The 13,226-nt window shown below is 65.1% G+C and carries 7 protein-coding genes; 3 read left to right on the top strand and 4 right to left on the bottom strand.

Going from position 1 to position 13,226, the window contains the following annotated elements; all coding sequences use genetic code 11:
* Positions 1-745: 745 nt before the first annotated feature.
* Positions 746-1,813 (bottom strand): tetratricopeptide repeat protein, encoded by a 1,068-nt coding sequence (locus KA712_02490; protein MCG5051805.1) that lies wholly within the window; start codon positions 1,811-1,813, stop codon positions 746-748.
* A gap of 95 nt (positions 1,814-1,908) precedes the next feature.
* Entirely contained in the window at positions 1,909-3,729 is a 1,821-nt protein-coding gene (locus KA712_02485; protein ID MCG5051804.1) for a hypothetical protein, read from the bottom strand.
* Between the two features lie 1,252 nt (positions 3,730-4,981).
* Between KA712_02485 and KA712_02480 the strand changes: the two genes are divergently transcribed.
* Both KA712_02480 and KA712_02475 read left to right on the top strand, forming a co-directional pair.
* Positions 4,982-5,836 carry an esterase family protein gene (locus KA712_02480; GenBank protein MCG5051803.1) on the top strand — a complete coding sequence of 285 codons (855 nt, stop codon included), beginning with the start codon at positions 4,982-4,984 and terminating at the stop codon, positions 5,834-5,836.
* 94 nt (positions 5,837-5,930) lie between these two features.
* A complete protein-coding gene (locus KA712_02475; GenBank protein MCG5051802.1) occupies positions 5,931-6,368 on the top strand; it encodes a VOC family protein in 438 nt (145 codons plus the stop codon).
* On the opposite strand, the gene KA712_02470 is transcribed toward KA712_02475, so the two are convergent.
* Positions 6,365-9,229, bottom strand: coding sequence for an ATP-binding protein (locus KA712_02470; GenBank protein MCG5051801.1), 2,865 nt, complete (start codon positions 9,227-9,229; stop codon positions 6,365-6,367). The genes KA712_02475 and KA712_02470 overlap by 4 nt on opposite strands.
* 233 nt (positions 9,230-9,462) lie before the next feature.
* On the opposite strand from KA712_02470, the gene KA712_02465 reads away from it, so the two are divergent.
* Positions 9,463-12,504: a hypothetical protein gene (locus KA712_02465; GenBank protein ID MCG5051800.1), complete on the top strand. Its 3,042-nt coding sequence runs from the start codon at positions 9,463-9,465 to the stop codon at positions 12,502-12,504.
* On the opposite strand, the gene KA712_02460 is transcribed toward KA712_02465, so the two are convergent.
* The gene (locus KA712_02460) at positions 12,490-13,122 is read right to left on the bottom strand and encodes a response regulator transcription factor (protein ID MCG5051799.1); all 633 of its coding nucleotides are present in this window, start codon (positions 13,120-13,122) and stop codon (positions 12,490-12,492) included. The two genes, KA712_02465 and KA712_02460, sit on opposite strands and share 15 nt — an antisense overlap.
* Positions 13,123-13,226 lie beyond the last annotated feature (104 nt).

The raw sequence follows: 13,226 nt of genomic DNA, 5'->3' as shown, positions 1-13,226 counted from the left end.
ACCCATTCTTTGTTCGCAGAGCAGACCATCAGGCGCTTGCCCGTACAGGTCTTCTTCCCCGTTTCGGGGCAGCCGAAGCACAAGCCGTTCTGTGCGTTGCAGCCCGTCTCGCAGGCACTGCCCGCGTTTTCCCATTGACCAGCGGCACTACAGACCTGGGGCTGATTTCCGTTGCACTTCGGTGAGTTCGGCTTGCAGGCGACGCAGGCATTCCCAAGGCAGTGACCTTCGCACGGCTCCGGGGGAAGAAAGGCCTTTCCATCCGCAGAGCAGGTTTGAAGGCCCTTTCCGTCGGCTGAACATTTCTTCTCTACGTTTGGTTTGCACTCACCTGTGCAGATCCCGCCCTCGCAGATGCGGTCGCAGGTGTCTACCTCGACCCACCCGGCGGATTGGCACTCCAAGACCTTGTCGTCCTGGCACTTTTTCTCCGTGAGAACACATGTCTCTTCCGTGCCTGCATCGGGGTCCAAAGGAAGCCCTGCGTCTTCTCCACTTTCACCTCCAAGCGGCGCTTCCGCGTCGGCCTCCGGGCCCCCGCCGGTGCCGCCCATGCCCTCGAGGCCGGCTGTGCCGCCCATGCCCTCGACGTTGGGCGCGGTTCTCTGTTCAGTACAGGAAACCGCCATGAGCGCCGCAAGAACACCCACGAACAGAGAGGAGTGACGAGATACCTTGAGTGACAGCATGGAAAGCACCTTCGACTTAGGTTTTCGGCGTTGGGGCAGGCAAAGTTGCGCGCTCGTCAAAAACGGCCGCCGCACCACACTCCCAGCGACGATCCGCCCGCTTTGCCAAGTCCCGCTGATGGGGCGCAGTTGGGGCCCATGCCAGCCGCCATCGTGGAGGAGGGTTCGGAGTTGGAGCTGAAAAGCAACAACGCCGCTCCGCCGCCAGCCAGCAGCGCCCCTCCGATGAGGCCGATGGTCATTCGGGATGTTGCGCTCGCGATGTCTTGGTCGAGCGCTTCGCACGCGCTGCCACCCGTGATGGTCCCGCCTGGTGCCACGAAGCAGCCGTTGCTGTCATCGTTGAAGTCTTTGGCAGCAGCCTCGCGATCCGAGTAGGACAGCGCGCCCCAGCCGAGCCCCAGAGCTCCAAGTCCCACGAGGCTCCACCCGACGTAGGGCTTCCAGTGACCTGAACCCGAACCCGCCGAGTCTCGATCTCTCCCAGGAGCGGAAGCCGTCGCAGCCAACCCTTCCGCGGGCTGGGCAGAGGTTTCCGTCGCACTGGGTGGGGCTACCGGAGTCGCAAGCTCGAGAGAGACCCGCAACGCCTCCCCCGCGTGTCCCGTCCGCTCGACGGACGTCGGCACGTAACCATCGAGCGAAGCGCTCACGCTGACAGGTCCCGGCGCAATCCACACGTTGCCGACATCGGAAGCCCTCCCGAGGAGGGCTCCGTTGATCGACACCAGCGCGGAATCGGGCGTGACGGTCAGCTCGAGGCCGACCAGGTTCTGTCTGACCGTGCTGCGGGCGTCCTCCAACACTTCACGGTTGCGCTGCACCCAGGCGTCGGACTCAGAAAACAAGGCCTCAGAAAGATGTTGTTCGGCGTCGGACCACCTCTTCAAGGCTTGTTCACATAGACCCAGCTGAGCCGCGGCACGCGGTGTTCGCGAGAGCTCGTAAGCACTTTGGAGCTTGGGCAAGGCATCGGCATCCCGGCCTCTCCTCCGGAGTTCCACGCCCTGGCGAATCAACAACTCGGACGAGTCCGCCGCAAAAACCGGCGCTGGTGTCGCCAGCGCAGCAAGAGCCAAGAGCAATCCAAGGCAACGACCCATGACGCTATGCACACTGCGCATGGTCCAAGCACTACCAGGAATCGGATTGGAGATCAATCCAACGGGGTGCAACAGGAGGCGTGTTTTGGGAGCCCCAACACGCCTCCCCAAAAACCCTATCCGTCGTCGCCCATGATGGCGACCACCGGATGCGTGACATGCAGAATGTCGTCATCGCTCCACATCTTCGCGATGAATGTATGTGCTCCCGCACCGAGGGCCTCGAAGGTAATCGGCTCACCAGCGTTACCTCCAGCCATGATCGTCTTCTTCAAGCTGACACCCTTGTAGATCTCATAAACTTCGATCTTCTTCCAACTGAACCCTGATGCCACTTCGAGGGACAGTGTTCGGCTTTCCCCTGGCTTGCCGTGGGGCGGAGCTTGCTTCCAACGAATCTTCTTCGGCTCCAACACCGGGAAAATGCCTTCGGTCACAGGCTGTCCTTGAGCGTTCCTCAGGGCTCGGAAATAGAAGAACCCCTGATAGACAGCTGCGGACTCAGGCCCTGGCAGAAAGCTCATTGTCTGGTCTGCGCGCTCCATCTCGGAAGCGTCTGCGTATGGCTTGACGTCGACGGCATACTTCATGGGTGCGAGAGCATCGACGACCGTTCCCAGATAGCCCTTGGTTTTGTCGAGCGGCTTGAGGGTGCCGTCGCTGTTAAGGCGCAACTGTATGAGTTCCTGCAAGTACGGCAGAAACATCACCCACGAGTCGACGATCGCGTTGGTCTGATTGGTGTGCAGCACCATTCCCCAAAGCGCGTCCTGACCACGTCCCTCCGTGAACACGGGGCGAACACGAGAGAAGTTCGACGAAATCGACTTCCTCGAGAAAAAGTAGAGACCAGGAACCTTCCGTCCCCCCTCGGTGCTCGCGGCCAGAGGTATGGGTGCGTCCATCGCATCCCGGCGCAGGCTGATCTTGTCCAGAACGAACCCGATCATGCGCTGGGAAAGAGCAGGATCTCCGTGCGCCTCGTGCGGCAGTGCCGAGAGGAGCTGATTGACGAACACCGGTGCCGTCTTTAGTTCCGGGTGCATCGATTTGTCCGCGAGCAAACCTATCCCCGAGACCACGGCGGCCGGCCCTGTGCTCCCACCTGCACTCACGAGCGCAAAGTCGTGCGCGCTAGCGAAGCGACGCATGTAGTGGAAGAAAAGACGGCTCCCGTCCCCGTCCATCTGGGGATCGACCATCAGGACACCCTTGACCTTGCCCTGGCCCCTGAGCTTCGTGGGAAGCCACATCCTGAGCCCTGTGCCCTCGGCGGTGACAATCTCGGGCATGGTGACCTCCCGCGGCGCCTCGAGCGTGAGGGAGTCGACGAGGACATCCGCATCGGCGGCGCGAATGCCCACCGTGAACTCGCCGATCGTGCGCTTTACGAGCGCAAAGCGGTGGTTTTGTCGGTCGAGCGCAACACCTGCTTCGTCGAGCAGTTCTACCCAGGCGTCCAGGAAGAACGGAGGCGCCGGTTTGACTGTGACGCGCACAGAGGACCATCCAGCGTTGGGCTCGAGGTAGGTCCATCCGTAAGCTTCGCCATCTCGGGAGGTACACGAGCTGCCGGAGTCACAAATATTCCCGGTGTCGCCACTCTGCACTTCGGCGATGCCGCCGAGCCAGCACTCCTTGCAGAAGTGCACCGACTCGACGTCGACGTCCTCCGGGCCTCCGGTCCGCCCTTTATTGATTCGGTACGACACCTGGTAGCCGTCGTTTCGGTTGCTGTCCGTTGCGAACGCAAACCAAACAACGGGCGCCTTGTCGCTCTTGAATCGTACAGTGGCGGAAAACTGGTTGTAAAAGTCCGTGGGTGTGGCATCGGGTGTGGTGTCGTAGACGAGCACGGCCGAGCGTTGCTTTTCGATCTTGAGCGCACCTCCCTCGACCGAAGCCGTGCCTTTCCGTACGAAAAACTTCGACGACAAGTCATCGGCAGCGTCAAACTCTATCTTCCCAGGATAAGTCGTGCTCGGCTGCGCGGTCGGCGGCTCCGTGATCGGCGTCGGCCGAGGCTCGACTTCGTACTCAGGGAACGCCGGCAGCGCGGACCCGCCGGCGCCCGCCATGCCGCCAGTGCCCCCAGCGTCGCCGCCGGTTCCCATTCCACCTGACCCACCGCCGCCCGTTCCCCCTCCACCGGACCCACCCTTGCCTCCGCCAGAACCGCCGCCGCTCTCCCCTCCGCGGTTGCCTCCCGACCCGCCGGCTCCGTCATCGCCGCCGTCGCCTTTGCAGCCATCGAGAAGGCCCACACAGCTGAGGAGCAAAAGAAATTTGGCCTGACGGGCCACTACCAGGCGAGGGTACCGGTCGCGCATAACGGCACACGATATCGCCAGCCCGGAACGAAAGCACCTGTTTTCGGCAGGCTCGCGCAGCGACACGCCTCGTCAGGCACTGTCGAGTGACTTTGGCCTCATGAGACCTCCGCTTACGATGGACCTTGCAGCCAGGATGCGGCATGCTTCCCGATCGAGCTCGTTTCACTCTAGCTGTAAATTGTTCCCCGATCTGGGCCCTTTCCTCAGGGGCTCGAGGGGACCTCGAGGAGACTCAGTGATGAAAAGATCCGTTCGATTGAGTAGTTTGGCCCTTTTGCTCGCCGCTCCGGCCGTGGTGCTGTCATGCAGTAGCTCTGAGACCTCAGACGAAGACGAACCCGAGGGCGGGTCCGGCGGAGATAACGGAGGTTCGGATGGCGGGAAGGGCGGATCCGGCGGCGCTGGGAAAGGCGGCTCCGGCGGCAGCGGATCTGGGACGGCTGGAAAGGGTGGTACGACGGCGAACGGCGGCAGCGGCGGCACCACCTCCGGGGGCGCCAACGGTACGGCAGGAAGCGGCGGTTCTGGTGGTAGCGGAAACACCGCCGGAACCGGGGGGGGAGACATGGGAGGCTCCGGTACCGGGGGAACGGCTCCCGTCGATTTCTGCTCGTTTGAAAGAGACCGCTGCTATCCGGGTGCGGCGGGTCCAGCGAAAAGGACGACCCCGAAGGCCAACAGACCGGCCGTTTGCACGCTCGACAGGGCGCTTCTCAAGGACGGAGACCTCGGACAGGGGCCAGGCTCGGTAATGGAGCCCCTCAATGGTCTAACGAGTGCTGGGGGCAAATACCAAGAGCTCGACGCTGGGGCGGGAGACAGTGCGCTATTCAAGAAAATCTACGTACCCAAAGCCATGGACAACGCCGCGAACGGAGGGCTTGGCGTGCTCTTCGTTCTCGGGGGAGACGGCAACGGAGGATTGGAGTCCAATCGCAACTTCACCGGCTACACGAACCGATCCTTCACACTCGAGGGCCTCACAGACAAGCTCGCCCAGAACGGGGACATACCTCCCCTGCTTGTAGTTTGGCCCACGGAACACGGGTCCACCATTGAGTGTCGGGATACGCGCCAGGCAATCGACAACTGGCGAACGTTCGTGCTTCCCCGGCTAAAGCAGCTCTTTCCGAAACTCTCCGACAAGCCGGAAATGCGTGCCGTGATCGGGCAGAGCACCGAGGGCGCAAAAGCCTTCGATTTCGCCTGGCGTGCGCCAGATGTGGTTGGAAAGGTGTTCTCGGGGTCGGGTAGTTTTGTGTGCTTCATGCGGTTGGGTATGACAGCGTTTCAAGATCCTACTCAGCTCGTCCTGTGTCCAATTCAACCGCCCCCACCGAAGCCCGGAGAGCAACCTGCCCCGCCCAACCTCTGCTGCCCGGTTACGGGCAAGGACCAAACGCCTCTTCCAGGCTGCGATAACTTTGGTTACAGCAAGCTCGTTAGGTCCTGCGCTGCAAAGAATCTTCGCGTCTCGCTGAGCGTCGGCAAGAACGACATCACGCCTCAAGGCGTTCCCGGACAGGACGACACGTCGTCATGCCAGGCGAACTGGCTAGCGACCAACACGGACTTCGCGGCTGCGCTCAAGGAAAAGGGGGTGGAGTACCAATACGTCATCACTCCGGGCGGGCACGGTCCTGACAGCTGGGTAGCCTACGCCGGCGACCGCTTCCGTTGGCTCTTCAGAGACGTCATGTGCTTTGATTGAACGGCCTATGAGTGAAGCCTAAAGAGGCTTCGCCAACGAAAGGCGCCTTGCTGAGCTTCCGACGAGAAGCTCCAAGGCGCCTTTTCTTTTCCTGTTGCGGGTGCAAGTTCGGCGGCGCCACAATGCCGCCGTGTACGTCACCAGCCTGAACCACGTGAACGTCCGGACCCACCGGCTGGAGGAGATGGTGGCGTTTTACCGGGACGTGCTGGGGATGCGCCCGGGGCCTCGACCCGGCTTTTCCTTTGGGGGCGCTTGGATGTACGTGGGGGCTCATCCGGTGGTGCATTTGGTCGAGGTGAGTCAGCCGCCCACGCCGGGCGCTTCGCTGCAGCTCGAACACTTCGCGCTGGCAGGGCGGGACTTACCGGGGTTTCTGGCACGGCTCGACGCCCTTGGTGTTCCGCACCGCGAGGGACGCCTCGACGATTTCGCGATCAGCCAGGTCCACGTGCACGACCCAGATGGCAACCACATCCACATCGACTTCCCCGACGCCGGCGATGCAAGCGTGGAGAGTCCTGCCCGCTAACCGAGACTGACCTCCAACGTGGCCCCTTGCCCGGGTGCGCTCTTTACGTGCAGGCGGGCGCCGAGCTTCGTGGCCCGCTCTTCCATGCCCTTGAGCCCGAAGTGGGCGCCCCCCTGGCGCGCGACTTCCGCCGGGTCGAACCCGGCGCCGTCGTCGTTGACCCGCAAGCGCACCTGTTCGTGGTCTCGCACGAGCTTCACGCTGACGTTGCGGGCCCTGCCGTGGACCAGCGCGTTCGTGACCGCTTCGCGCGCGATGGCCACGAGCTCGTCGCGGACCTCGGGCACGTTCGCCGCCCGGGGCGTGCCCCCCACCGCCTCGAACTTCACGACGGCGTTCGAGGCCAGGGTAGCTTGGTCACAGAGCCGCGCGAGCGCGGTCTTCAGATCACCTTCGCCGTCTTGACCAGAAAGCCGCAGGTCCCAAACAGTCTGCCGTGCCATCAGCCGGCACTGCGTGACCAGATCGTGGGTCTTCTCCAGCATCTGCTGGGCGCCTTGCGGGTCCTTGCCCAGCCGGGACGCCACCCGCTCGAGCTGGTAGCTGATGGCGGCGAAGCCCTGTGCGAGACCATCGTGCAGATCGCGGGCGATGCGGTTGCGCTCTTTGAGAACGGCTGCAAATCGCGAGGTCTCGCGATGTAGACGGGCGCGGTGCACGGCGAACACGGCGCCCGTGAGCAGCGCCAATCCCGCCATCCACGACACGGGCGAGTCGAGCCATCCTTTGCGCCGGACCCCGATGGACACCGCACGCGTGCGGCTAGAGTCGTCGCCCAGGGAGGCGCGCAGCACAAACGTGAACGAGCCTCGGGGAACACGGTCGTACCTCACCAGGTTCGATGCGCCCGCCGTCGTCCATTCCGCGTCGTATCCCGCCAGGCGATAGGAGGTCCGGACCCGATGAGACGCCGTGAGATGGGGCACGACGTACTTCACCGTCAAAGGCCCCTGGCGTACGGTGACGCGTCCATCGGGTGGCACGGACACAAAAGGTCCCTCGTCGACGGAGACCTGAATCACGGGCGCGGTTACGGGGAGCATGCGCGGCGGCGCGGGTGTGGGGAAAGCCACCGCCCCATCGTGCGTGGGGAACCACAGGCGCCCGTCCGAGGCGCGCAGCGCGGCCGGAAGCTGCCGCTCGGAGGTCCGCGCCGAAGCCATGCCTTCCGCTTGCCCGAAGGCCTCGTGGTCGAGCGAGTGCGCCAAGCCCGCAAAGGCCGCGTCAACCTGTGCCCGTGAAAGTCGGTAGACCCCCGTGGGACTGGCCAGCCACACATGCCCCACGCCGTCTTCGACGATGCCGTTCACGCTGTTCGTGGGCAGGCCCTTGCGCTCGTCGAGCCTCTCGAAAGCGCCGGCCCGCAGGCGGGCGAGCCCGGCGTCCTTGGTACCGATCCACAGGACCCCCAAGCCATCGACGTAGAGGCTGAGCAGGCGGAGGGACGGCAAGCCGTCGGCCGGCGTGAAGCGCTGCACCTGCCCCTCCTTGATCCGGTAAAGGCCCATGCCTTCCGTGGCGAACCACACGGCGCCGTCGGGGGTCTCGGCCAGGCTGGACCCTGCGTGGGGACAGCCCGGGCTCAGGGTGGGACGGCAGTGAGAAGGCGGCTCGACCACGAAGTGATCCTCTTCACCAGGGCGGCGCTGAATGAGCCCGCCGAGCTGCGGAGCCAGCCAGAGCGTGCCGTCGCGGGACTCGAAGACCAGACGCGTGAAGGAATCTCGGCCTGCGGGGTTGGGCGAAAGGGTGAAGGTGCGGCCATCGAAGAGTGCCAAGCCCTTGCCACATCCAGCCAGCCACAAACCGCCCTCGCGCCGCGGCCACAGCGAACGCACACAGTCGAGCGGGATATCGTTGTGTACGGTGAAGGCCTGCGTCTCACCGTGCGCCACGCGGACGACGCCGTTCATGGTGGCGTACCAAATCGCGCCTTGCGCATCCTCCTGAACGGAAAAGACGATGCCGTCGGGCTTTGCGCCCGGGTACACCTCGAGCGGCTTGCGCGCCAACCTGTAAAGGGCGATGCCACTTGCCACCCACACGGTGTCGTCCCGATCGACGTAGAGAAGCGCGGGCTCACGCCGGTGAAGAGGCCCGAGCGGGCGGCTGTGTCCATCGCGAGGATCCCAGCCCCTGACGAGGCCACCCGCCGAGAACCATACCCGCCCTGCGCTGTCGGCGGCCAGATCGAAGGGGGGTGAGGCCTCCGGGAAGTGGGTGAGCACGCGCGAAGCATCCCCCAGCCGCACGACCTGGTTCCGGTCGTCGACGATGAGAGGCGGCTTTTCTTCGAGGGCCGCAAGCGCCCGCACGGTGAGCGCGGCAGGCTCGGGGCGCACCACGGCCGCTTCGATGCGGAACACCCGCGCGCCTGCGAGCGCCCACACGTCGCGCCCGGCGCCCGGCACCAGTTTGCTCACGGTGGCCTCGAAGCGGGCATGGGGAGTGAACGCCGCGGCGTCTTTGGTTTTGAAAAAGAGCTTGCGGTCGAACGCAACCCACACGCTGCCATCGGCGGCCACGGTCACCGCGGTGGCCGCTTCGGGGGCCACCACGCCGTAGCTCTTCCATGCGCCCTGCGTGAGCTGGCTCACGCTGCCGTTCGCGAGGCCCACCCATAACGAGCCGTCTTTGCCGGCGGCGAGGGTGCGAATTTCGTCGGCGCCGAGGCCGCCCTGGGTGCTGCGGCTGGTGAACGACTCGAAGTGCGCACCGTCGTACCGGTGAAGCCCCACTTCGGTGCCCACCCACAAAAAGCCGTCGTCCGTTTGGCCTAGAGCGTTTATGCCGTACCAGTTTCGGTTGACCTCGACCAGCTGATACGCCCTCGTGGCCGCGTGCACGGGGAGGGCGGGCACGGCCACTCCCAGGCCCAGGAACAGGAATAGGAATAGGAACGCGAGCCGAGCCACCGACCACCGGATGCAGGACCGCCCGCAACGAGTTGCATGAAGCGAAGAGCTGGGCACGCCGGATCCCATCGACACGGGGAGGGCGTCAAGCATGGCGCAAGCGGCCCGCGAGGCCAACAGAGATGTTAGCCTGACGATCCGCTAGTGCTTTCGCGGCTCGAGCCCCCACATTAAGCAGGATGTTCAGGCGTTCGCCCTCAGCCTTTCGGGCTTTTTCGACTCTCACCCGGAGGCAACTTGGCATCGCGCTCGGGTCGGGCTCGCTGCTGCTGCGTCGGCCCGCCCGCGCCGCGCTGCCCGCTCCCGCGCCCGCTGCGGGTGGGGACGCGCTTTGGCAGGGCTTCCAGGCGCCCCCCCGTTCCTGCCGCCCTCACACCCGCTGGTGGTGGCCCGGTAACGCCCTGACCCTGCCGGAGATCAGCCGGCAGCTCAAAGAGATGGCCACGCAGGGCATGGGCGGCGTGGAGATCATGTCCACCTGGCATCTGTATGAGCGGGGTGGCACGGACTACCTTTCGGACGCGCACCTGGCGCAGCTCAAACATGCGGTGAGGGAAGCGAAGCGCCTGGATCTCGAGGTGAGCTTGACCTTCGGGGCGGGCTGGAGCTTCGGTGGCCCCTGGGTGGGGCCGGACGATCGCAGCAAATGTCTGGCGCAGACCTTCACGGACGTGGCGGGCGGCCAGCGCCTCACGCCGGAGTTGCCGCGGTACCAAGCTCCCAAGGTCACGCTGATTCACCACGTGGTGGACCCGAGCTTTCGAGGGCAAGCCCAGGACGAGGACAGTTTGCTGGCCGTGGTGGCGGTGCCGGCGAAGGGTGACGCCTGGGATTTCGCGCAGGCCCACGTTTTGCCGCTTGCGGAAGGGGGGACGCCAAGACCGTGGGAGGCGCCGCCGGGTCGATGGCGCGTGTTCGGGTATTGGCTGCGCTACACGGGCCAGGAAAACAGCGCGCAGGACTTCGCGGGCCGACATTTCGTGGTCGACCACTTGAACCCCAAGGCCGTCGAACGCTACAGCCGCCACCTCGTGGACAAGCTCGTGGGCGCGCTCGGCCCGGACCTGGGTCACACGATCGATTCTTTTTTCTGCGACAGCTTCGAAATCGTTCCGCTGCCGGAGACGGTCTTGTGGACGAACGACTTGTTCCAGGCCTTCACGGAGCGCACCGGGAAAGACCTACGGCCGCTCTTGCCTCATCTGTGGCACGACGGGGGGGCCGAGACGGCGGCGGTGCGCTTCGAGGTGAACCGCATGCTCCACGAACGGGGGCTCGCGACCATTCGGCAGTTCGCGAGCGCCTGCGAGGCGATCGGGGTGCAGGCGCGCGTTCAGCCTCACTACCGCTTCGTGACGGAGATCGTGCAAAGCGCAGGCGCCGTGGCGCGCCCCGAGACGGAGGTGACGACAGCGTGGCGACAGAGCGTGGAAGATCCGCGGCGCGCGACGGTTTCTGGCGCTCGCTACTATGAACGCGGCTTCGTGTCGGCCGAGGCTTTCACCTTTTTGCACAAGGACCGCTACCGCGCTTCGCTGCAGGACCTGAAGATAGCCACGGATGCCTTCTTACGCGATGGCATCACCCAGGTGTACAACCACGGCTTTTTGGCCTCATCCGAGCCCTTGGTGGCGCCTTCGCGTGACATGCCCTGGGGCAACCCCATCAACCCGTGGATGCCCTGGTGGAAGCACTACCACCATCTTGCCGCGTACACGGCGCGCGCCAGTCACATGCTCCGGCAAGGGCAACCCGTCTCTGATATCGCGGTGTACTCACCCCACTGCGATCGCTGGGCCGCAACGGGTGTATGGAACATCCAAAGGCGCTTCCTCGCGTACGGTGGCCTGGGTGACCTGCTCGTGAGGGCCGGCTACGACTACGAGATCATCAACGACGACGTCCTCCAAAACCGCAGCCAGATCGGTGAGGGCCGCTTGCTAGCCGGGGGGCTTTCGCACGCGGTGGTGATCGTGCCCGACGTGCACTTCATGCCCACACATACCCTTGCCCAGCTCGCGCGCTTTGCCACCGCCGGCGGCAAGGTGCTGGTGTTGGGCGAACCCCCGCAGGCCGCCCCAGGGTGGGCTGACGCCGCGGCCTTCGCCCGCGCGCGGGACGCGCTGTTTCTGGGCGCGCGGGGCAACGTGGTGCGTGTCCCCGCGTGGAGGCGCCCCCTCAAACACGAACCGGCGCCGTGGAGCTTGGTCGAGCCCGCACCGGGTGAGCGCGAGGGCGCCGCTGAACTGCGGCAGGCGCTTGCCCTGTGCGTGCCTCCCGACGTCAGCCTGCCGCGCGGCGAACGTGGACGGCAGGGGCTGACCTGGGCACATCGCCAGCAAGACGGCAGGCACGTGTATTTCGTCGCGAACGTGCAAGCCACAGACTTCGAGGGTGAGCTGTCGCTCCGCATCTTGGCCCGCGAGCTCGAGCTGTGGGACCCCCGGCGGGGAAGCCGCAAAGCACTCGAGCCGCGCACGGAGGGCCCAGGGCCCGAAGGGCGCACCCAGGTGACGCTGCGCCTCGCACCTTACGAGTCGGTGTTCCTCGTGGCCTCGGGGCCGCCTCAGGACCTGCGAAGCGATCGCCCCGCCCGGAGGCAGCCAGGCCCGCTCTTGGTGAACGCTCCGGCGCTCACGCCGGCCCCGTCGCACCCCGGGCCCGCCCGGACCGAGCGCGCTCTCGAGGAGTGGACTTTGCGCGCTGAGGGACGATCACGCCGGCTGACCTCGCTTGGCTCATGGCACGAGCTCGAAGGGCTCGCGCACTTTGCGGGCAGCGCCACCTATGTCACCACGTTCGACTTGGAAGGCAACGACGTGGGACCTGCGAACGCGCTTTGGCTCGACCTTGGCCTGGTGGGCGACGTGGCCGAGGTCTTCCTGGAAGGCCCGGCACGAAAGCGGATGCTCGTCGAGACCTTGTGGATGGCACCTCACCGCGTGAGGCTGGGTCAGGGCATGAAACCAGGACGCTACCGTCTGGAGGTGGTGGTGACGAATGGCCTCGTCAACCACGTGCGCGGCCTGCGTTCGCCCAAAACACCCGTACCTCGCAGCCTGGCCCGGCGGCTCGGGGAGCAACGCCAGACCTACCACGACGGTGAAAAAGCGTTCTTCGACAAGGACCTGCCCGCGGGACCCGCGCTCGCAGGGCTCGTGGGGCCCGCGAAGCTCGTCATCTGCCCGAGCGCAACGGGAGGGCCTTCAGTCGCCGGGTGAGATCAGGCCGCGGGCAAGGCCCAAGGTCACGGCCTCGGTGCGGTTCGAGGCTCCGATCTTCTCGAGGATCTGGCTGACGTACATACGCACGGTCCCCGGAGACAGGGCCAAAGACTCGGCGATCTCCCTGTTGTTGCGCCCCTTGTGCAAGAGCTGGAGGATCTGTCGTTCGCGCGATGACAAGGTGGGGCCGCGTTTGCGGCTCTCGAGGCGCTCAGCCACCGAGGGCGGTGTGTGCCGGCCCCCGGTCGCCACCGAGCGCACCGCTTCGAGGATCTCGGCCCGCCGCGATTCCTTGAGGAGATAGCCCTTCGCCCCGGCCTCGTGAACGCGAAACACTTCTTCCTCGGTATCGTAGGACGAAATCACGAGGACTTTGGCCTTGGCATCTTCGCGGAGCAACGCGGCCGTGGCCTGGATGCCATCGAAGGTGGGCATCCGGATGTCCATCAGCACGACGGTGGGCTGGCAAGCCCGGTAGGCGGACACGGCATCGATGCCCGACCGCGCTTCCCCCACCACCACCATGTCGGCCTCGTCCTCGAGCAATCCCTTGAGGCCCGCGCGGGCCAGATCGTGATCGTCGACGATCAGAATGCGGATTCGTTCGTTCGTCATGTCGAAGGGCGCCTTCTATCGGGGACTTGTCGGTTTTCAGCCTACGGCAAAGCCTCGTTCGTGTCATGTGAGGTCGCTGCCCAATCGACGCGCCGCCATGGGCG

This window comes from Myxococcales bacterium (genome assembly GCA_022184915.1).
Taxonomy (GTDB): Bacteria; Myxococcota_A; Polyangia; order Fen-1088; family Fen-1088; genus JAGTJU01.
Note: the sequence above shows the minus strand (reverse complement) of the source record. Positions and strands in the feature narration are given on the sequence as shown.

What these genes read in the sequence shown, in the direction of transcription:
- KA712_02465 (MCG5051800.1), top strand. Translation starts at nt 9,463, where the DNA reads ATGTTCAGGCGTTCGCCCTCAGCCTTTCGGGCTTTTTCGACTCTCACC.
- KA712_02460 (MCG5051799.1), bottom strand. Translation starts at nt 13,122, where the DNA reads ATGACGAACGAACGAATCCGCATTCTGATCGTCGACGATCACGATCTG.
- KA712_02480 (MCG5051803.1), top strand. Translation starts at nt 4,982, where the DNA reads ATGGACAACGCCGCGAACGGAGGGCTTGGCGTGCTCTTCGTTCTCGGG.
- KA712_02490 (MCG5051805.1), bottom strand. Translation starts at nt 1,813, where the DNA reads ATGCGCAGTGTGCATAGCGTCATGGGTCGTTGCCTTGGATTGCTCTTG.